Raw genomic sequence first — 21,243 nt, forward strand, 5'->3', positions numbered from 1 at the left:
GATGTCGTTTGCGATTAAACGTCTCGATCACGTTCAACTAGCCGCACCAAGAGATACAGAAGATGAAGCGAGACAATTTTTTAGTGATGTTCTTGGGTTTATTGAAATCGAAAAGCCAGATGAGTTAAAGAAGCGTGGTGGTGTGTGGTTTGAGTTTGGCGATAGCCAACTGCATATTGGTGTCGAAGAGCCTTTTTCACCTGCTAAAAAAGCTCATCCTGCATTCGAAGTGACAGATCTAGAAGCTTTAATGACACAACTAGATCAGCACCACGTTTCCTATCAGCACGATGATAAACTTCCTGGTGCCAAACGAATTTACACAACAGATCCTTTTGGAAATCGGTTAGAGATTTTAGAATGGTTATAAGTTATTTGACCGTGGGAAAGAGTTGGTTGACTTATTAGGATTACGAACGAAGGTGAGAAAATGAAAAGAGCACGTGTCATATATAATCCTACTTCCGGCCGTGAAGCCATGAGAAAAGTGCTCCCAGATGTCCTTAAACGGTTAGAAGAAGTGGGTTATGAAGCCTCAGCACACGCAACGACGGGTGAAGGTTGTGCGACCGATGCTGCCACACTAGCATGTGAGCGTGAGCACGATATTATTATTGCTGCAGGTGGGGATGGAACTGTTAATGAAGTGATTAACGGGATGGCAGAGAAAGCTTATCGACCAAAGCTTGGAATCATTCCAATGGGGACAACCAATGACTTCGCAAGGGCAATTCGTGTGCCGCGCGATGTTGATCAAGCTATGGATATTATCATTAATGGTTATTCGAAAAAACTGGATATTGGTAAGGTGAATAACCACCATTTTATGAACATTGCTGGTGGAGGAAAATTGACCGAGTTGACCTACGATGTACCTAGTAAACTCAAAACGGTTCTCGGACAGCTTGCGTACTATTTAAAAGGAATTGAAATGTTACCGTCCATTCGACCGACACACATGCGAATTGAGTATGATGGAAAAGTATTAGATGATGATATTATGCTTTTCTTAGTCGCTAATACCAATTCAATCGGTGGATTTGAAAAATTGGCACCTAATGCTGAAATCGATGACGGCTATTTTGATTTATTGATCTTAAAATCGACTAATATTGCGGAATTTGTCATGCTCGCTAACAAAGCTCTAAAGGGAAATCACATCCACGATGACAATATTATTTATGCACATGCTAAGAAGATCACGGTTGAGTCTGAAGATGAAGTTTTATTGAATTTAGACGGTGAATACGGTGGTAAATTACCTGGAACGTTCGAAAACCTATATCAACATATTGAATTTTTCCTACCTGAAGAAGAGGATCGTTAATTCGGTCCTCTTTTCTAATTGACACGGCTTTCACTTTATAAATTATCACCAATTCGCTTATAATGTTAAAAGACTAACATAAGGACGGATGAACAATGGCAAAAACTAACGCACCAGTTAAGAAAAATGAATATATCGAGTTAACGTTTAGTGATTTGACCCATGAAGGTGATGGCGTTGGAAAAATCGGTGGTTACCCAGTTTTCGTACCCTACGGATTACCTGGTGAAAAAGCAAAAGTTAAAATAATAAAAGTGAAAAAAAACTTAGCTTTTGGGCGTTTGATTGAGCTAATTGAAGAAAGCGAAGATCGCATCGAGCCCCCATGTGAAGTGTTTTATCAATGTGGTGGTTGTCAAATCCAACACATGACTTATGAACGCCAACTTACGATGAAGCAAAAACAGGTTCAAGACGTCATGAGAAAGATTGCGCAAATGCCAGATGTCCCAGTACATCCCACTATCGGCATGGAAGAACCATGGAGCTATCGGAATAAGGTGCAGATTCCAGTTGGCAAACGTGATGGTCGTGTTTTAACAGGCTTTTATCAAAAACGAAGCCATAACATCATCGATATGGACACATGCCCTGTTCAAAGTGAATCCAATGACCACATCGTTAGAGAAATGCGAGGAATTATTGAGGAATTAGGCATTGAACCCTATGATGAAGATCAGCATCGTGGTGTGATCCGTCACCTCGTTTTACGGACAGGCTATCACACGAACGAAATCATGGTCGTCATCGTCACTAACACAAAAGACTTACCACATAAGAAAAAACTAATAGAAAAAATAACGGTGTTAGATTCAAATATTAAAGGCATTATTCATAACATCAATCCGAAACGGACGAACGTCATTATGGGAAGAGAGTCCAATACCATTTGGGGCGAGGATGTAATTATTGATCAAATTCATGACTTAGAATTTGCGATTTCTGCCCATTCCTTTTATCAAGTTAATCCGGAACAGACAGAAAAGCTATATGACCAAGCTCTAAAATACGCAAACCTCTCTGGTAATGAAACAGTAATAGATGCCTACTGCGGCATTGGAAGCATCTCCTTATTCTTAGCCCAACACGCTAAAAAAGTATATGGAGTCGAAGTTGTTCCACAAGCAGTCGACGATGCGAAAGATAACGCTAAAAGAAATCTTATAGAGAATGCAGAATTTTACGTTGGGGAAGCAGAAAAAGTCATGCCCTGGTGGAAAGCCCAAGGACTTAACCCAGACGTTATTGTCGTTGATCCACCAAGAAAAGGTTGCGATGAAGAGTTACTTCAAGCGATGATCGACATGCAACCAGATCGAATCGTTTATGTTTCATGTAACCCATCAACATTAGCTCGTGATTTAAAAATATTAGCTGAAGGTGGCTTTGAGACACAAGAGATTCAGCCTGTTGATATGTTTCCACAAAGTAACCATATTGAAAGCGTAGCGAAAATAGTGAGGGTGTAACCTTTGTACGTCAAAGTACGATATAAACAGTGCCTTTATGATGAATAAAAAAGGAGTGAGGATATGTCGGGTTTGAATAACCATGTCATTCTTGTCACCGGGGCTAATCGAGGACAGGGAAAAGCTATTGCTCAACACCTTGCCACGATGGGGGCTATGGTCGGGGTTGGTGCTAGAAACTATGATGAGGCTAAAGTTGTTGCTAGGATGATCGGAGAAGACCACGCCATTGCAGTTCAGTTAGATGTGACAAAAGAATTAGAATGGAAATCAGCGGTTGATAAGATTATAAACAAATTCGGGAAGCTGGATGTGTTAGTGAATAATGCTGGAGCTCTGAAACGTAAACCATTTACAGGGACAACCATAGATGATTATCAACAGTTGATTAATGTTAATCAACTTGGTGTTTTTATGGGGATGCAAGCCGTTATTCCACAAATGGAAAAGCAGCAAAAAGGCTCCATTATAAACAATGTGTCGATTTCAGCATTTGCTCCAATTAGCCAATCCTCTGTTTATGCTGCGACAAAGGCATCTGTGGTTGCTATGTCGAAAGCAGCAGCTATTGAATTAGGACCAAAAGGTATTCGAGTAAATATGGTCCATCCGGGTGGAGTCGAAACAGAAATGGCAACACAAGGAAAGGATGTACCTACTTATTACGAATCAGTACCACTAGGACGTATTGGACAACCAGTTGAAATTGCTCGGGCTGTTGCATTCCTTGCCTCTGATGAAAGCTCTTATTGTACGGGGACAGAAATTGTTGTTGACGGTGGAATGACGCTAGGCACTTCAGATGAGTAAATTTAACTCTTAGTAGGTGGATTTTATGTTAAAGGGAGCGTTAACCCAAGAAGGATTAACGCTCTAAAAGCATAAAGGGTAAGACGTAATCATTATGGGAGTTTTAAAAAAGGAATTTATTAAATCAATATATAACCCCCCGTTTTAACGGGGGGTTGAAATTGTTTGATCAGTTGTGATACCAAGTCTATCCAGAATGAAGGCATAGCATTCGGCAGCTTCTTTTAAGTGATTGAAACGACCCGATGCACCGAAATGGCCGGCCCCCATGTTTGTTTTGAGAACAAGGGTATGGTCATCGGTTTTCATAGCTCTTAGACGCGCAACCCACTTGGCTGGTTCCCAATAAGCAACTCGTGGATCGTTTAGACCAGTCGTGATATACATATGTGGGTAGTCTTTTGCTTCGACATTATCATAAGGACTATAAGACTTCATATAAAAATAGTCCTCTCGCTTTCGTGGATCGCCCCATTCATCCCATTCCAGGGTAGTCAGTGGGATTGTGTCATCGAGCATCGTCGTAACAACATCAACGAACGGCACCTCAGGAACAATGACCTGAAATAGCTCGCCACCCATATTAGCTACTGCACCCACGAGCATGCCTCCAGCACTGGCTCCACGGGCGGCCATTTGACTCGGAGTTGTGTAGACATGATCAATAAGATATTTCGCTGCTGCTATAAAATCAGTGAACGTATTTCGTTTATGCTGCATCTTTCCATCTTCATACCAATGTCGTCCCATTTCTGATCCACCACGTATTTGTGCTGTAACAAATACAATGCCTTTGTCCAAGAGTGGCAGGCGATACGGGCTAAAATGCGGATCGCTATTAGCTCCATACGATCCATATCCATCTAGAATCAATGGAGCAGGCCCAGATGTCAACGCACCTTCACGATAGACAACGGTCATTGGTACTTTGACACCATCATCGGCTACAGCCCACAATTGCTCTTGTCGGTAGCTGGACGAATCATACTCTCCGTTAACCGGTTCAACGTGTAAACAGTGCTTCTCACCCGTCAACAAATTCAGCCCGTAAGTGGTTTGTGGAGTAAGGTGAGATTCAAATTGAACTAATACTTCCTCTGCATGATAGCTCTGTCTAGGAATGACTGTGACCGTATAGAGGGGTTCATCCCATTCAATTTTTTCTAGCCCATCATCTTTTAGAACCCAGATTTGTGTCAGCCCATTCTCCCGACCAACTAGAAGTAACGTATTTTGAAATGGGCACATAGCTTGAAGGTAGCGATTTTCGTTATATTCAATTACTTTTTCTCGTGAATCAAGGTCATCGATAGGGCATCTGAGCAGCTGGAAATTCATCGCCTCTTCATTTGTTAAGATGAGCAGGTCATCACCCCAATGCTCGACATCATATTCTATGCCATCTCGCCGTTCATCTACCAACTGTACAGGGGATAACGGTGAATCTGCATCAATTAAGCGGATTTCACTCGTCGTTTTTGAACTAGATTCAATAATAATAAACCTACCACTTTGGGATTTAGACATAAAAAGTGTAAATGTCGTGTCTTTTTCCTCATAGAGTAATTCATCATCACTCACATCACTTCCCAAACGATGCCGCCATAACTGGTATGGGCGTTGTTGTTCATCAACAGTCACGTAAAAAATATACTCACCACAACGGCTCCATTCTACACTGCCAACTAAAAATACATTCGGAATTTGATCGGGAAGAAGCTCGCCAGTTTCTAGGTTTTTTATATAGATCGTATACCGATCAGTACCGTCACGATTTTCTAAATAAGCAAGAAGGTTATGATCAGCACTCATACGCTGTAACGTCACACTTAAATAGTCATCATCTACGGCTAACTCATTTAGGTCGAGTATCACTTCCTCTGTGGTTTCTGAAAGCAGCTCACGACTTGCAGCAAGCTTACGTACATAGACTGGATATTGCTTGTCTTTATCCATGCGTGAATAGTAGAAGAATGGTCCATACTGCACCGGTACTCTCACTTCGGAATCGGGTACACGGTCGACCATGCTTTGATAAATCTGTTCGGTTTGATCCTCCAATGGACGCATGATTTCATCATAATATTTATTCTCTTCCTCTAAATAATCGATGACCTCTGGATTGTCACGGTCCCTCAGCCAATAGTAATCATCTTCGCGTACATCGCCATGAAGTTGATGAGGATGAGGAATGCGTTTTGCTACAGGTGGTTTCATATAAATTCTCCTTTCTTTCTATGTTTTAAATTCGTGTTTGTGTCAGTGAATTCCTCTATTTGTTCCAATTAACAATGAAGTAGAAGTTATTTAGCATTAATACATTTTACTGCCAGCTTTGGGTAGTTTATAATGGAATGTCAAAGTATAAGAAAAGTAAGGTCGTGTCTTATGGCAAAAAGAAAAAACAGTGGATATAAAAAATCCGCAAAGAAACCATATCAATCTGGAAAACAGAATAACAAACAATCCCCACCACAAGGAAATCGAAAAAACATAAAATCCAAAGGTAAGCCTGATGCAACCGGTAGAAATCAGCGTGGCAAGAAAAGGGCAACCATAGAGGTGACCTGCTCTGGCCTGACAAGTGAAGGTAAAGGCATCATTGAATGGGATGGAAAACAACTTGAGGTAGCGTATCTGTTACCAGGCGAAACTGCAGAAGTGATGGTGACTAAAAAAGGACGCTTGATCACTGCGGAGTTGAAACGGGTGCTTAAGCCATCCGAAGATCGAATCAATCGCCTGAAACAGCATCCTAATGCAGGTGTGGGATGTCAGATTCATCACATGAATGACCAGGCGCAAAAGCGGTTTAAACAGAAAGTCGTAGATGATTTAATGAAGCCTTTCGGAAAACCGAAGCCGATCATGACCATGGACCATCCATATGGTTACCGTAACAAAAATGTGATGACATTCGGTTTAAACAGAAAGAAAGAGATTATTAGTGGACTTTACGCTGAGAACTCTCATTGGATTATCCCAATGGAGAAATCGATTATTCATGACCCGAAAGCAGATGAAATTATTCAAACGATCAAAGGCATGATGAAATCCTTTAAAATGCAGCCATACGATGAAGATACTGGACAGGGCTTTTTACGGCATGTTTTAGTAAGAGTCGGAAAAAAGAGCGGCGAAATCATGGTTGTGCTAGTAGCAGCCACACCTATTTTTAAAGGGAAGAATAATTTTATTAAAGCCCTGAGGAAGACCCATCCAGAAATTACAACCATAGTGCTGAACATCAATAACAGAAATGACAGCATGGTACTTGGTGATCAGGAAAAAGTGCTATTCGGCAAGGGAACTATTACCGACACCCTTTGTGGTTTGGAATTCGAAATCTCTGCAAGTTCCTTCTATCAGATTAATCCTGTTCAGACAGAAAAGCTATATACAAAGGCGATTGAAATGGCCGAGCTAACTGGTGAGGAAACCGTCATAGACGCTTACTGCGGAATAGGGACAATTGGTTTGGTTGCAAGTCAAAAAGCTGGCAAGGTTATTGGCGTGGAACTCAATAAAGGCGCGGTCCGTGACGCCATTCGAAATTCTAAGCGTAACGGTGTTAAAAATGCCCGGTTCTATCAAGGTGATGCCGGAGAGTTCATGGTGCAAATGGCAGAACACGGCGAAAAAGTTGATGTTGTGTTTATGGACCCACCAAGAAGCGGAAGTGACGAAGCCTTCTTGTCTAGCGTGGTTAAATTAAAGCCGAAGCGAGTTGTTTATGTTTCTTGTAACCCAGAAACACAGGCGCGTGATTTGAAGTATATGGTGAAAAACGGGTACGGTGTTGAAGAAATCCAACCAGTGGATATGTTTCCGCAGACCAGTCATGTGGAATCAGTCGCTAAATTGGTGAGGAAAGTGTAACCACATCATCAACGCTTACCATTTGAATAAACTTTTGTGAAAAACGCCACTTTCGGCAAAATAAAGCTTTGAATCGTGTTTGGAATAACGTATGAAAAGAATGGGGAATCCTTATTTATCAGGGGTTCTCCTTTATTTTTCTCAAGACTTTATTTTCGCCATTAATAAAGTTTTGTTAAATGATCGAGATTGAAGGGGAAAACGTTTAGGGGAAAAGATGATCCAAATTATTTAGGTGAAACTAACGAACTGAAGAATTGGGTTGAGCAAGTCGTGTCTTTATTTTAGTTTCGTCCTACTTCTTAGTTTCGTCACTCCCACTATACCGTGCAGTTGATTGTGTCCAAGCGAACCGAGTTCTCCAATAAAATGCAGTAGCTCTATATGACATACAAGTTTTATTGAGATTTCACAGATTTCTTATAAAGCCCACGGATTATAAAGAAAGAAACAGCTATGGTAATTATAGATACAATCGTTATCGAAACCCCACTAGGTTCACCAAACACTTTATTCCACATATTGGCTAATGAAATATCTAAACCTAACCATCCTAAAACTCCAACAATGAGAAAGCCACCAACTATACCCAAAATCATGGACAGTGAAAATTTTATTTTACTCATATTTTCACCCTTTCTATTGAAAATATTGGACGAATATCAAGCTACTTATAAACATTATATCAGAAAAATCCGATATTTATTAAAAATAATTAGTCATTTACATTTTCTGATGTTAACAACAATCACTACGATAACAGTGAAAACTATTGTAATATTTACAACTTGAGGATCTTAAATTGTTACTCGAATGAGATAAGCATAGCCTTAATTTCTCGAGTGTCTTAACTTCTATATCACCTACATATTTGATTAACAAATTTGCTTGTAGTTTATAAGCATTTAATGTTTGTGAAGAAAAACCTTCAACCAACCCTTTTATCGGTTTCATAAGAAGTAACAGCTTCAGGTAATAACATAGAATTCCTCCTTTATTTGTTAGAAACAGGTTTTCCTGAAGTGTAAATAAAATTAAATATTTTCTAACAAATGGAAGGGTGAGGTGTTAAAATTACAATATATAACAATATTAGTTATTCAACTAACGAAGCAGGTTAGTTGAAAAGTTTGTAAAAAAGGAATACGGATGGTTTTAGTCTTTTTTGCTTATTTCAATTTATAAAATATTTATTTTCATTTGGAAACATAAATATTATAAATTTTATTGGAGTGAATTTTTTTGGGAAATGAAAATCGTTCAAAATCATACTTAAAAATGGATAAAAATCCTACGACAGATTTGAAATCAGATGAAGATTATTTAAGATCAGAAAAATGTCTCAACGAAGCGAATGCGTATTTTGAAGTATCGTTAAGATGTAAGGATATGATTCACAATAATTATAGGAACGCTTTTTTAACAAATGTTTCATTTGCATGTGAACTATATTTAAAATATCTTCTTTTAATTCAAGGAATTGATTGCAGAAAAGAACATAACCTTTATAAATTATTTAAGAAATTACCTGAGAAAATACAAACAGAGTTAAAGAAAGAACACCCTTGTGGAAATACTTCAATTGATAAATTTGAATTAGAACTTGACGATATTGGTCAAGCATATATGATTTTCCGTTACATGTACGAGCGAGGGAATATGGCATATAATTTTCAGTTTTTGATGGAGTTATTATTTACGCTACATAGCTTAATTCATATTAATAAAAAGGGTGAATGATTTTTATTTATACTTATTGTAATCAATGAGCTATTCAATAATCGGATGCGATTGTTTAAGAAGGTCAAACGCTCTTGAACTAACGGGCAGTAGAGTTGAACAATTGAAAGCATGAGTTAAGGGGGAAGAGAAATGTCGACATTATTAAATATCATTCTTTATTCATTGCCAACACTTATTGCACTACTTTTTCTTTATTGGATTTTTCAAGATGTTTGGTTCAATTTTAATGTGAAGAATGATAAAAAATTTGATGAAATTATAAGGCAAAACAATGAATTAAAACAGGAAATCGAAGACCTAAAAAAGCGAATTCAGTAGCCGCTGACTCCAGTGTTTTGTTGCACTAACGGGGGCAAAAGTTGAACAAGGAGTTGTCGATGCGGCAGCTCCTATGTTGTTAAAAGGGCAGGTTAGTTTAAGTAGGTGAGGGTTCTGTAGTAAAATTATACAAGAACAACCACAGGGGAGATATTAAATGAATAAAGGAATATATGAATTTATAAGTGAAGCACAGTTAAAAAGGTATGCAGAACTCGCCGTACGAGCTGGTGTAAATCTGCAAAAAAATCAATTATTGATTATTCATAGTGATATACAAAATGCTACGTTTGCACGTCTAATTCAAACGGTAGCCTACGAGGCAGGAGCTTCAAATGTATTTATAGATTGGACAGATGAACAGTCTACCAAAGAATTTTACTTAAATGCAGCAGATCGTGCCATCGATCACTTTCCTGATTGGCTGGCTGCCCGTTTTAAGGAGTGGGATGATGCAGGTGCTGCTTACATCCATATTATTTCTGAAAACTTAGATGTCTTTAAAGAGGTTTCTACTGAAAGGATAAATCGTTTCCAAAAAGCTTCTCGTACCAAATTGAGGGATTATTATGCGAAAATTAGATCCCACGAGGTACGCTGGTGTCTTCTAGCTGTCCCATACGTTGGATGGGCAACTAAAGTATTTCCCAACCTAAGTAAAGAAGAAGCTTTACAATCATTATGGAAATTAATTTTAAAAGGATCTCGAGCAGATGGGAAAAATCCTATAAAAGATTGGGAGAGTCACAATAGAGCCTTCGAGTCTCGAAAAAAAATCCTAAACGAGAGCCAATTTGAATCCCTGCATTTTACAAATAGCCGTGGAACTGATTTATTAGTTGGTCTGCCTAAAAATCATCTCTATATCGGTGGGGGTGTGATAGATAAAAATGGAATACCTTTCTTTCCGAACATTCCTACGGAAGAAATATTTACTGCTCCTCACAAAAATAAGGTGAATGGCAAATTGGTAGGTACGAAACCGCTTATCTATGGCGGAAGTGTCATCGATGACTTTTATCTAATTTTTCAAGATGGACGGATCACCAACTATTATGCCGCAAAGGGACAAGAAGTGTTACAAAATCTGATCGAAACAGACGAAGGTTCACATTATTTAGGCGAAATTGCCTTGGTCTCTAATAAATCTCCTCTTGCCCAGGCAGATACTCTTTTTTACAATACCTTGTTTGATGAAAATACGTCCTGTCATATTGGAATCGGAAATGCATCTCCCTCCAATATTCAAAATGGCATTGACCAATCTGAGGAAGAGTTGAAAGCAGCGGGTCTGAATACTTCACTTTTGTTAGTCAATGTGACCTTTGGTACCGAAGATATGAAAGTAGTGGGCATTAAAGAAGGTGGAACTGAAGTCTTACTAATGAAGGATGGGGATTTTCAATTCTAAATCGTCTACAACTGATATACAGAGAAAACTGATTTATGGTGGATTATACTTAGTGCTAGTTATACGGAATTTTGTTGTATGTTCACTGCAATATCAGCATTTGACAGAGGTTTTAAGGTTACCTTTATTGAAGATGCAACAGGAACTGTAAATACGGATGAAACATATGAGATGAAGGGGTTAGATATAAAAGATTTTGCAAGGACAGTTTTGCATTGGTCTAATGTAATTGAAGTGTTAGATTTTGAAGAGTATGTTGAGGACTACGATTTAAACAGGAAAAAGCAAAACTTAGAAAAGCTAAAGTAAAAATTAGGGAGTTACATACATTTGAGAGAGAACATATAGCAGAGATGTTAGACGTTACGCTTGAAAGAGCTAATGTTTTAAAGGGATTAGCAGATTTTCAGAGTGTCCCTTCGATTGGTTATAAATTGGCTGAAAAACTGGTTTTTGAATTGAGCATTTTCTCATTATCGAAAATTAAGGATCATGATGGTGCCAAACTCTTTGCTGAATTAGAACAAAAGTTAGACCAAGGAAGGCTTGGTATGAATTTTTTAGTGAAAATATGATTGCGATATTTTTAAACGAATATATATAAAAAATGTTTTTTATCCGTGGAGGAACGGAACAATTATCGCTATAAGCCTTATCAATACTGGTTTTATACAATAATACATTCCTATTGTGGTACAATAAAAAAATCGATTATTGTTCCTTACTCAAGATTAAAAACAGGTGTCTGTTTTTAATCTTGAGTAAGGAATTAACTTAGTAACCCATGATGAAAGGATTTGTATGTTGATATGATAGATAATTTTTGGCGCGAACTTCCACGACCTTTTTTTATATTGGCACCTATGGAAGAGGTCACCGATATCGTTTTTCGCCATGTAGTGAGTGAAGCAGCTAGACCTGATGTGTTTTTTACAGAGTTCACAAATTCGGATAGTTATTGTCACCCTGAGGGGATCGATAGTGTGCGGGGGCGTTTGGCTTTTACTGAGGATGAACAGCCAATTGTCGCCCATATATGGGGGGATAAGCCTGAACACTTTCGTCAAATGAGTATTGGTATGGCTGAGCTTGGCTTTCGGGGGATCGATATTAATATGGGCTGTCCTGTACCTAATGTGGTAGATAACGGTAAGGGGTGTGGCCTTATCCGTCGTCCGGAAGTTGCTGCAGAGTTAATTCAAGCTGCAAAAGCTGGGGGATTGCCCGTAAGTGTCAAGACTAGACTTGGTTACAAGGATGTAGATGAATGGCGTGACTGGCTGACACACATATTGAAGCAAGATATTGTTAATCTTTCTATTCATCTGCGTACTAGAGAGGAAATGAGTAAAGTCGATGCTCATTGGGAGCTGATTCCAGAGATTAAGGAACTTCGTGACCAGGTGGCACCAGATACACTTCTGACGATTAACGGGGATATTCCTGACCGTCAAACTGGCTTGGAACTCGTTCGTCAACACGGGGTTGATGGCGTGATGATTGGGCGTGGTATATTTAATAATCCATTTGCCTTTGAAAAAGAGCCGAAAGATCATAGCAGTAAGGAATTGCTTGATCTCTTAAGGCTACATCTGGACCTTCACGATCAATATTCAGATTTAGGGCTACGTTCGTACAAGGCTCTGCATCGCTTTTTTAAGATTTATGTCAAAGGATTTCGAGGAGCGAGTGGATTAAGAAATCAACTGATGAACACAAAGTCAACAGATGAAGCACGTGCATTGCTCGATGCTTTTGAGTCAAAGAATCTTGATTGAATGGGGCGGAAATGATAAATACGAACTAAAGGAGCATATTTTTAAAATACATTCGTTTTTATGTAAAAAAGGGTTTCATTTTGTGGTTGTTTAATATATAATCACATTTATAAACGAACAATTTAATAGATTTGCTTGTATAATCGTGGGAATATGGCCCACAAGTTTCTACCAAGTTACCGTAAATGACTTGACTACAAGTGACTTTCCTTGATAAAGAATAACAAGTAAAAGATTTGCTTGTATTCTTTAGTATTTTCGTATTTATTTTTAAGTAAAAATAAAGTCGAATGTTAGGAATCACTTATAGTCAAAAGTGATTCTTGGCGTTCGGCTTTTTTGTGTTCTATAAGAATCAAGCTAAGGGAGGCAACATAATGGAAGAGTTACAGAAGGCTATTCAAGAGAAAGGATTTGTTTTATCAGAAGGTGTATTGAAGGTTGATCGATTTTTAAATCATCAAATCGATACGAACTTGATGATGAATATAGGTAAGGAGTTCGTTAGTAGATTTCAAGATTGTAAGATTACCAAGGTGTTAACGATTGAATCTTCTGGAATTGCGCCGAGTTTTATGGCAGCTAATCAATTGGATGTTCCACTGATCTTTGCTCGGAAGAAAAAATCACTAACAATGACCCATGATATCTATACAAGCAGTGTTCATTCTTATACTAAGCAAGAAACGAATCAAATTACCGTCTCAAAAAACTTCTTATCACCAGATGATTGTGTGTTAATTATTGATGATTTCTTGGCTCATGGAAATGCGGTATTAGGGTTGATTGATATTGTCAAACAGGCTGGTGCAGCCGTTGCTGGAATTGGGATTGTGATTGAAAAGTCATTTCAAGATGGACGTGCAAAAATTGAAAACGCTGGATATAGAGTCGAATCATTAGCACGTATTCAATCATTACGAGACTCAAAAGTGACATTCTTAAATGAGTGGAACGTAAAGGAGGTTCAACAATGAATCAAACAGTTAACTACCCTTGGTATAAAAAAGAAGATACAGATGCTTTCTTTGCATTGTTTCAGAATAACTTAGCAAACTTTGTGATTATCGCAGTTACGATGCTTGGCATGGGTTTTCCTACTAGTATTGTATTTGGAAAAGTCATTCCTGGAGCTGCTGTAGCTGTCATGGCTGGTAACTTATACTATGCCTATATGGCAAACCGTCTTGCTAAAAAAGAAGGTAGAACCGATGTCACTGCCCTGTCTTATGGGATTAGTACACCTGTCATGTTTGTGTTTTTATTTGGAGTCTTAGCACCTGCATATGCTTTAACAAATGATCCTGAGCTTGCATGGAAAATTGCTGTAGCTGCCGCTTTTTTAAGTGGATTGATTGAAGCATTAGTAAGTATCACAGGAAATTGGCTACGCAACCAGATCCCTAGAGCGGCCATGCTTGGAGCTCTCGCAGGTGTCGCACTTACCTTTATTGCGGGTGAAATGTTATTTAACGTTTTTTCAATTCCTGTTGTCGGTTTAGTTACCCTTGTAATGATCATAGTTGGTGTAGTTGGGAAGGTGGCGATGCCGTTTAAAATTCCTGCCTCCTTATTTGCGATTGTCATTGGAACGGTATTAGCTTTTGCATTAGGCTATCAAACGACCGATCAAATTTCTGAAGGCCTTGCCAATGTTGGTTTTTATCCGATCTTACCTAGTTTAGCTGCTTTTGAGGGAATGGGTTATTTATTTACCGCATTAGTCGGATTATTGGCAGTTATTTTGCCTATTACGTTATACAATTCAATTGAAACAATGAACAATGTTGATGCGATGGCTGCTGCTGGTGATTCCTATGATGTACGTGAGTGTCAGGCTGTAGATGGTACTGGTACTATGCTTGGCGCGGTATTTGGTGGATTATTCCCTACCACTGTCTATACAGCGACTGTTGGATCTAAAGCGATGGGAGCTGGACGTGGTTATAGTATTTTAAATGCAGTGGTGTTTGGGCTTGCCGCGATGACAGGGGTCATTGCTGGACTGTCAGCTGTGATTCCGATTGCGGCAGTTGCGCCAATTCTTGTGTTTGTAGGAATTTCAGTCGTTGGGTCTGCTTTTCAATCAAATGAAACAAAATATTACCCAGCTGTTGCAATTGCTATGCTTCCGTACTTTGCAAACTATGTCATGACCCGCTTTGACTCAGAAGCAAGCGCGGTCGTTACGGGAATATCAGAAGGAATCGTTCCACTTGGTCAAGGAGCTATGTTTACTGCCATCATTTTAGGTGCGGTGACGGTATTTGTGATAGATAGACAATTTGTTAAGGCGAGCATTTTCTCATTAGTCGCTGCTGTATTATCTTTTGCTGGGTTTATGCATGCACCAGAAATGGCCATTAATGCAGCTCCTGAGTACTCGGTGGCATACTTATTAGTTGCTGTCTTCTTAGTTTATTGTGCCTATCAAGAAGTAAATAGTACAGTGGAAGAAACGGAGAATCAAGCCATTAAGGGGAGAGTTGCTTCTTAAGAAAAACTGAGTTGACATTCGAGACATTATTTTTTATAAGAGGAACAAATCAAGCACTAATATTACCAAAGAACCACTTACCTTAGGGTGAGTGGTTCTTTTATAGGATTTTAAAGGTGTAAAGTTGTTTTCAATTGTTTCGCAGTTTCTATTTAACGAATCCTCATGTGAGGCTAATCACAAATTTGTTCGTGGTTATAAATTATGCTTGGGGTAGATGAATTAGACGAGGATTCGTTATCATTAAAAAAAGATGAGGTGGAGAATCATGAAAATGAATGACGACCAATTAAGTACACCACTACAACAGCTAAAAAATGAGCATGTATGGTTAAGAAAAGAAATGGATCAATTTTATGAAATGATTGAGGACATTGAATTCAGTTCAGGATCTGAAGTCGTCGAATTATTCAAGGAGTTACACGAGAAGATAGTGGTTTTTACTGAAGTGTTAGATGCCCACTCTAAAAGAGAGGAAGAGGCTTTGTTTCCAATGATGACTATGCATCTTGGAGAGAATGATCGAACCATAGAAGAAATGGAATATGAACATCACAAGGCAGAGCAGCATCTCCAACATTTTCTAGCAGAAGCTCACCAGATAGAAGGTGCAATTGGTGAAGAGGATGCCCAGTTTATGACCGTGTCTGCTTCTCAAGCATACGCTACTTTAACACAACACTTCGCAAAGGAAGAAAATATCTTGTTTCCAATGGCTGAGAGAATCTTGTCTAATGCAGAAAAGGGGAGACTTGAAAAATTGCTTCAAATATAGAAGGTGCCTAACTATTTGTTCGATATATGAATTGTTTAAAGTTTTTATAAAATAAAAATAAGAACGCATGTCCGTCTTTGTTCCGATATATATTATCATAGAACTACCCCCGATAGAAAAGGGGGTGCATATTTTGAACTTTAAGTAATGAGCAAGAGTAACCTAAGAAATATGATAAAATGAATTATAGGAATTTTATCACATTTAGAGAAGAGTGGATGGGTTTAGACCAGAAAGGGAGATGGTGATGGAAAATCAATTTTATGTAGGATGGGGAACTCTTGCCCTGATTAATGCAGGGTTAGCTCAAGGTAAAAATCGATCAGGGCTTAATTGGTTTTTTATATCATTATTCCTTGGACCTATAGCTACGTTTCTACTTTTGATTCACGAAAAGCTTACAGAAGAGGAACATTAAATTGATCTCCTGATGTCATCAGGTAAGAATATATTTTTTAGGAAGAAAGTGTGGTACATATGGGCAAGAGTGAGAAAGCCATTTTAACGAATATGTGTATGGTCTATGATGGGGATTATATTCTTGTGCAAAATCGTGTTAACCCGAACTGGCCAGGGATTACGTTTCCAGGTGGGCATATTGAAAAAGGAGAAGCATTTGCTGATTCGGTGATCCGAGAAGTTTACGAGGAGACTGGGTTAACCATTTCTCAGCCAACTTTATGTGGAACGAAGCAATTTCAGACGAATCATGATGAGCGTTATATCGTCTTGTTTTATAAAACGGATCAATTTGATGGGGAGTTGAAAGCTTCAGATGAAGGTGAGGTTTTTTGGATTAAAAAAGGTGACTTAAAAGACTATCAATTAGCGCCTGATTTTCAGCAAATGTACGAAATCTTTGAATCAGAGGAACTAAGTGAATTCTATTATGACCGCCATGATGGTGGGTGGAATGTGAAGTTATTATAATGGTAGTGATCCATAACCTAAAAAGGAAGTCCAGTTTTGTTATAGGGCTTCATTTTATTGGTGTTTGATTAGTGAGCCTACTTTTTCTTTATAGGAACCAATATTTCATTTTGGTTGTTTTCACTGCTTATATCTCAGGGGCTACTTCCCTTAATTAGAAGCAAAACAGTAGAGGATGAGTGCATTCCTCACTCAATTATTTTAGCATAATTTCCCAAGAAATATAGATAACTGTAAGTGGTAGCAGGTAAGTTGGCGAATAAAACATAGGAATAGGGTGTTAGTTGAATATCATAGTCGAGAATAGACAGCATCTTTCTGCAGTGATCAAAAAAGTATTTGATTATTTTTTTGATGAGGATCATCACTTGGAAGAGTGTACCAAAGTTGCAACTCGTATTTGGAATGAATTAAAGCACCATGGTTTGAAAGAATAATCAGCTCTTTTGAGTAGACACTAAAGTTAGTCTTATGTTTGTATGAAGATAAGTAAGAACGAAGCTTTTAAAGAAGAAGGGATATCATGGTAGACGAAAATAACGTAGGTTGGAATTTTGACAATAGTTATACACATCTTCCTGAGATGTTGTTTAGTGAGCAAGAGCCAACACCTGTAAAATCACCAAGTTTGGTCATTTTAAATGAGTCTTTAGCGAATTCACTTGGATTGGATTCTGAGTCATTGAGAAGTGATGAAGGTGTTTCCGTTTTTGCAGGTAATCAGCTCCCTGAAGGTTCAAAACCTATTGCTCAGGCTTATGCTGGCCACCAGTTTGGTCATTTTACGATGTTAGGTGACGGGCGAGCTGTGCTTCTTGGTGAACAAATAACTCCGCATGGCGATCGCTTTGATATTCAGCTTAAAGGTTCGGGTAGAACACCATATTCTCGTGGTGGTGATGGCCGTGCGGTATTAGGGCCAATGTTACGAGAGTATATTATTAGTGAAGCGATGCACGCGCTAGGAATCCCATCAAACCGAAGTCTAGCTGTCGTAACAACAGGGGAGCCAGTGATTCGGGAAACGGAAAAGCCAGGAGCAATCTTGACACGTGTTTCATCAAGCCACATACGTGTTGGGACTTTTCAATATGTAGCGAATCAAGGGGCAAAAGATGACTTACGCACCTTTGCGGATTATACAATCGAAAGGCATTATCCAGGTTTGAAAGACGCGGATGATCCTTATCTATCTTTATTAGAAGTGGTTATAAAAAATCAGGCTTTCTTGATTTCTAAATGGCAGCTTGTCGGCTTTATTCATGGTGTGATGAATACGGATAATATAACGATTAGTGGTGAGTCGATTGATTTCGGCCCTTGTGCATTTATGAATAGTTATGACCCGGCAACGGTGTTTAGTTCGATTGATCGAGAGGGTCGATATGCTTATGGCAACCAACCGAAAATGGCGATGTGGGGTCTAGCGCGATTTGCTGAATCCTTATTACAGCTTCTTCATGATGATGACGATCAAGCTGTGGAAATTGCTCAAAACTCGCTAACTAAGTTTAAAGACTGGTATCACGAATACTGGTTAAGAGGTATGCGAGCTAAGCTTGGGATTTTTAATGAGGAAGACGATGATGAAAAGTTATTTGAAGAGCTTTTAAAGCTTATGTATAAGCATGAAGCTGATTTTACGAATACATTCCGTGCCTTAACTTATGGTCAGTTTGAAGGAATAAATGTTTGCGATACGAGAGAATTTGAACAATGGCATGAGAAATGGCAAACACGGCTAGATCGCCAGGAACAGTCGGACGCTGAATCAAAAGAGCTCATGCGTCAAAATAACCCAGCTGTGATTCCTCGTAATCATAAGGTGGAGGAAGCCTTAGAAGCAGCTGAAGAAAATGGTGATTATAGTGTGATGGACCGGTTACTTGCTGTCCTTTCAAGCCCTTATGATCATTCAATCGAACAGACTGAATACACCTCACCACCTCCAGATTCAGATCGACCATACCGGACATATTGTGGGACATAATCTGAAACAAATTTAAAACTTTTAGGCAGTCTTTAGCTATAAAGGCTGCCTTTTTCTAACTCAGTCGTTGGTTATAACTTTGTCGAAATTAGAGCTGTGAAGCTTGATAAAATTAAGCATACTACTATATAATATATTTAATTATACTTCTTACTTTTAACTCCGAATACCTACCCAAATGAACAGCTATTCAAAATAACTACCAATCTTATAAACTACTACATATTAATGACTTCAATAATTTTTAATCCATAAGTTCTTGAAAATTTAATATAGGATGTGAGCCACATGGTTGAAGAAAGGCTAGACCGGATTGAAAATATGCTCTCCCAAATAATTAATATGGTCGCTCAAAACACAGAAGACATTCAATCTCTTAAGAAGGACAACCAAGAGATTAGAGCAGAACTAAATGAAGTGAAGAAAGAACAGAAGGAAATGAAGAAGGAACAACAGGCGTTTAGGTCAGAATTAAATGAGATGAAGAAAGAGCAACAAGCGTTTAGATCAGAATTAAATGAGATGAAGAGAGAGCAACAAGCCTTCAAGTCAGAATTGAATGAGATGAAAAAAGATTTGTATGAATTTAAAGGACAAATGTATGAGTTCAAAATGGAGAGTGAAAAGCGACACGATGAGGTTTTAGACCATTTTTCATCACAAAAAGCGGATCTAGATTTTATCTGGGAGAAGTGTGTGAAAAATGAACGTGAACTTGAGAATATTAAAAAGTTATAGCTTTCACTATTAGAAAAGATTATGAAGAGCGATTTGCAACGGCTATTAAAAGCAATCTGACCGTAAACGATTTAACTGAATTAGAGCTTTCCTATGCCCCACCATTCTCTTCAGCCAAAGACCCCGTTAATATGGTAGGTTATGTGACTTCTAACATGATTGATGAAGGTATTGAGACCGTTCAATGGGATGAAATTGACCAACTGATAGAAGATGGTGGGATGTTAATCGATGTACGTGAACCAAGTGAAAGAGAAGCAGGGTTTATCAAAGGATCGATTAATATTCCATTAGGAGAAATTCGTGATCGTTTAGATGAGATCCAAAATGATCAAAGCATTTACATCACATGCCAAGTCGGGTTACGTGGTTATTTGGCAACTCGCATTCTCACTGCTCATGGATATAGAGTGAAAAACCTAGACGGTGGTTGGAAAACCTATTCAGCTGTGTTTGGATCAGAAGATGACGAGCTAGCGACCTTGGTATAGTAGAACTGAGGAAACCCTCTTTAGGGAATTTTCCTTTTCTTAATGTAAATCGACTTATATGGAACGGCTTCAGCTGTTCAACTAGTTCATAATTAATTTTGTTTTAAATATACATGGTGTTATATTCATGTTATCTTTATATATAATTAAATCAGTATGATCTTCCACTAGGGGGACCTTTCACACTTTCACATAGATAAGAGACAGTGTTAAAAGGTTGAGACGATGACCCTTGGAACCTGATCTGGTTGATACCAGCGTAGGGAAGTGGAGTTGCGAATGTAGTATACACATGGTCTACTATTGTTTTATGAGCAACCACTTTCTTATTAGGGTAAGAAAGTGGTTTTTTTATGTCTACAAATATTATGAGGAGGATTTTTTATGACATTTTCTAAGGTGTTGAGAGAAGAAACTGATTACATTTGGGAAGCGAGCTTCAACCACCCGTTTGTAAAGGGGATAGCGGATGGTTCATTACCATTCGAGTGTTTTCGTTATTATGTGAAACAAGACGCTTATTATTTGTCCCACTTTGCAAAAGTTCAGTCACTAGGTGCTGCAAAGGCTAATGATTTTCTAACAACAAGTAAAATGGCGGCGCATGCACAAGGAACTTATGAAGCAGAATCAGCACTACATAGGGACTTTTCAGAACGTTTAGGTATTACTAGTGAAGAACAGGCGAATTTCAAACCGTCACCTACTGCTTATGCTTATACTTCACACCTGTATCGTGCAGCTTATCAGGGACATTTAGGAGATATTATAGCTGCGATACTACCTTGTTATTGGATTTACTACGAAATTGGTGAGAGACTTCAATCTTATTCACCTAATGAGCCTATATATGAAAAATGGATCGGGGCTTACGGAGGGGAGTGGTTTAAAACGTTAGTTGATGAACAAATTAATCGACTAGATACGATGGCTGAAACAGTGACAACAAAAGATCTTGATCATATGAAAGAGTTGTTTACTATTAGTTGTCAATATGAATATTCTTTTTGGGAAATGGCCTATAAATTAGAGGAATGGCCCCTTTCTTAATAAATGGGGACCCTCTTCTACTAGGGTCCCCAACTAA

Annotated in this window: 21 protein-coding genes, 2 pseudogenes and 2 riboswitches; of the genes and pseudogenes, 21 read left to right on the top strand and 2 right to left on the bottom strand. The window is 38.5% G+C overall.

Translation table 11 applies throughout. The features are described 5' to 3' along the window. Position 1 precedes the first annotated feature (1 nt). The 4 genes from HWQ49_RS08595 (at position 2) to HWQ49_RS08610 (ending at position 3,606) form a co-directional block, all read left to right on the top strand. Positions 2-370, top strand: coding sequence for a VOC family protein (locus HWQ49_RS08595; RefSeq protein WP_188207205.1), 369 nt, complete (start codon positions 2-4; stop codon positions 368-370). A 60-nt stretch (positions 371-430) separates the two neighbouring features. Beyond that, positions 431-1,327, top strand: coding sequence for a diacylglycerol kinase (locus HWQ49_RS08600; RefSeq protein WP_188207206.1), 897 nt, complete (start codon positions 431-433; stop codon positions 1,325-1,327). Between the two features lie 95 nt (positions 1,328-1,422). Further along, positions 1,423-2,796, top strand: coding sequence for a 23S rRNA (uracil(1939)-C(5))-methyltransferase RlmD (gene rlmD / locus HWQ49_RS08605; RefSeq protein ID WP_188207207.1), 1,374 nt, complete (start codon positions 1,423-1,425; stop codon positions 2,794-2,796). A gap of 63 nt (positions 2,797-2,859) precedes the next feature. Beyond that, a complete protein-coding gene (locus tag HWQ49_RS08610; protein ID WP_188207208.1) occupies positions 2,860-3,606 on the top strand; it encodes an SDR family NAD(P)-dependent oxidoreductase in 747 nt (248 codons plus the stop codon). A 144-nt stretch (positions 3,607-3,750) separates the two neighbouring features. Here the strand turns inward: HWQ49_RS08610 and HWQ49_RS08615 are convergent, their stop codons facing one another. After that, positions 3,751-5,823, bottom strand: a complete 2,073-nt coding sequence (locus tag HWQ49_RS08615; RefSeq protein WP_188207209.1) for a S9 family peptidase — start codon at positions 5,821-5,823, stop codon at positions 3,751-3,753. Positions 5,824-5,994: 171 nt separating this feature from the next. On the opposite strand from HWQ49_RS08615, the gene rlmD (HWQ49_RS08620) reads away from it, so the two are divergent. Next, positions 5,995-7,485 (top strand): 23S rRNA (uracil(1939)-C(5))-methyltransferase RlmD, encoded by a 1,491-nt coding sequence (gene rlmD / locus HWQ49_RS08620; protein ID WP_188207210.1) that lies wholly within the window; start codon positions 5,995-5,997, stop codon positions 7,483-7,485. Positions 7,486-7,883: 398 nt separating this feature from the next. On the opposite strand, the gene HWQ49_RS08625 is transcribed toward rlmD (HWQ49_RS08620), so the two are convergent. After that, positions 7,884-8,111: a hypothetical protein gene (locus tag HWQ49_RS08625; RefSeq protein ID WP_188207211.1), complete on the bottom strand. Its 228-nt coding sequence runs from the start codon at positions 8,109-8,111 to the stop codon at positions 7,884-7,886. 616 nt (positions 8,112-8,727) lie between these two features. Between HWQ49_RS08625 and HWQ49_RS08630 the strand changes: the two genes are divergently transcribed. From HWQ49_RS08630 to tenA, 16 genes and pseudogenes are all read left to right on the top strand, one after another. Continuing rightward, positions 8,728-9,225, top strand: coding sequence for a HEPN domain-containing protein (locus HWQ49_RS08630; protein ID WP_188207212.1), 498 nt, complete (start codon positions 8,728-8,730; stop codon positions 9,223-9,225). Positions 9,226-9,357: 132 nt separating this feature from the next. Next, the gene (locus tag HWQ49_RS08635; RefSeq protein WP_188207213.1) at positions 9,358-9,546 is read left to right on the top strand and encodes a hypothetical protein; all 189 of its coding nucleotides are present in this window, start codon (positions 9,358-9,360) and stop codon (positions 9,544-9,546) included. A gap of 157 nt (positions 9,547-9,703) precedes the next feature. After that, complete coding sequence (locus HWQ49_RS08640; protein WP_188207214.1) at positions 9,704-10,957, top strand: aminopeptidase; 1,254 nt, start codon at positions 9,704-9,706, stop codon at positions 10,955-10,957. Between the two features lie 60 nt (positions 10,958-11,017). Next, positions 11,018-11,266 (top strand): annotated as a pseudogene (locus tag HWQ49_RS08645) (isochorismatase family protein); the annotation flags it as partial. Between the two features lie 44 nt (positions 11,267-11,310). After that, entirely contained in the window at positions 11,311-11,532 is a 222-nt protein-coding gene (locus HWQ49_RS08650) for a helix-hairpin-helix domain-containing protein (protein ID WP_188207215.1), read from the top strand. Positions 11,533-11,766: 234 nt separating this feature from the next. After that, on the top strand, positions 11,767-12,735 hold the full coding sequence (locus HWQ49_RS08655; protein ID WP_188207332.1) for a tRNA dihydrouridine synthase: 969 nt from the start codon (positions 11,767-11,769) through the stop codon (positions 12,733-12,735). A gap of 115 nt (positions 12,736-12,850) precedes the next feature. Continuing rightward, a riboswitch (purine riboswitch) is annotated at positions 12,851-12,952 on the top strand. A gap of 160 nt (positions 12,953-13,112) precedes the next feature. Further along, positions 13,113-13,712 carry a xanthine phosphoribosyltransferase gene (locus HWQ49_RS08660; RefSeq protein ID WP_188207216.1) on the top strand — a complete coding sequence of 200 codons (600 nt, stop codon included), beginning with the start codon at positions 13,113-13,115 and terminating at the stop codon, positions 13,710-13,712. Continuing rightward, positions 13,709-15,232 carry an NCS2 family permease gene (locus tag HWQ49_RS08665; RefSeq protein ID WP_188207217.1) on the top strand — a complete coding sequence of 508 codons (1,524 nt, stop codon included), beginning with the start codon at positions 13,709-13,711 and terminating at the stop codon, positions 15,230-15,232. The genes HWQ49_RS08660 and HWQ49_RS08665 overlap by 4 nt, the downstream gene beginning before the upstream one ends. Before the next feature lie 268 nt (positions 15,233-15,500). After that, positions 15,501-16,007, top strand: coding sequence for a hemerythrin domain-containing protein (locus HWQ49_RS08670; RefSeq protein WP_188207218.1), 507 nt, complete (start codon positions 15,501-15,503; stop codon positions 16,005-16,007). A 247-nt stretch (positions 16,008-16,254) separates the two neighbouring features. Then, complete coding sequence (locus tag HWQ49_RS08675; RefSeq protein WP_188207219.1) at positions 16,255-16,425, top strand: hypothetical protein; 171 nt, start codon at positions 16,255-16,257, stop codon at positions 16,423-16,425. A 59-nt stretch (positions 16,426-16,484) separates the two neighbouring features. After that, the gene (locus tag HWQ49_RS08680; RefSeq protein ID WP_188207220.1) at positions 16,485-16,937 is read left to right on the top strand and encodes an 8-oxo-dGTP diphosphatase; all 453 of its coding nucleotides are present in this window, start codon (positions 16,485-16,487) and stop codon (positions 16,935-16,937) included. Positions 16,938-17,221: 284 nt separating this feature from the next. After that, positions 17,222-17,374 carry a DUF1871 family protein gene (locus HWQ49_RS08685; RefSeq protein ID WP_188207221.1) on the top strand — a complete coding sequence of 51 codons (153 nt, stop codon included), beginning with the start codon at positions 17,222-17,224 and terminating at the stop codon, positions 17,372-17,374. Between the two features lie 86 nt (positions 17,375-17,460). Further along, positions 17,461-18,927 (top strand): protein adenylyltransferase SelO, encoded by a 1,467-nt coding sequence (locus HWQ49_RS08690; RefSeq protein ID WP_188207222.1) that lies wholly within the window; start codon positions 17,461-17,463, stop codon positions 18,925-18,927. A gap of 288 nt (positions 18,928-19,215) precedes the next feature. Then, positions 19,216-19,665 carry a coiled-coil domain-containing protein gene (locus HWQ49_RS08695; RefSeq protein ID WP_188207223.1) on the top strand — a complete coding sequence of 150 codons (450 nt, stop codon included), beginning with the start codon at positions 19,216-19,218 and terminating at the stop codon, positions 19,663-19,665. Positions 19,666-19,700: 35 nt separating this feature from the next. Next, a pseudogene (locus HWQ49_RS08700) lies at positions 19,701-20,156 on the top strand (rhodanese-like domain-containing protein); the annotation flags it as partial. Positions 20,157-20,315: 159 nt separating this feature from the next. Beyond that, positions 20,316-20,439: riboswitch (TPP riboswitch) on the top strand. Positions 20,440-20,540: 101 nt separating this feature from the next. Beyond that, positions 20,541-21,206, top strand: coding sequence for a thiaminase II (gene tenA, locus HWQ49_RS08705; RefSeq protein ID WP_188207224.1), 666 nt, complete (start codon positions 20,541-20,543; stop codon positions 21,204-21,206). The last annotated feature ends 37 nt before the right edge of the window (positions 21,207-21,243 follow it).

The sequence above is a fragment of the Alkalibacillus aidingensis genome, from assembly GCF_014595945.1.
GTDB lineage: Bacteria > Bacillota > Bacilli > Bacillales > Alkalibacillaceae > Alkalibacillus > Alkalibacillus aidingensis.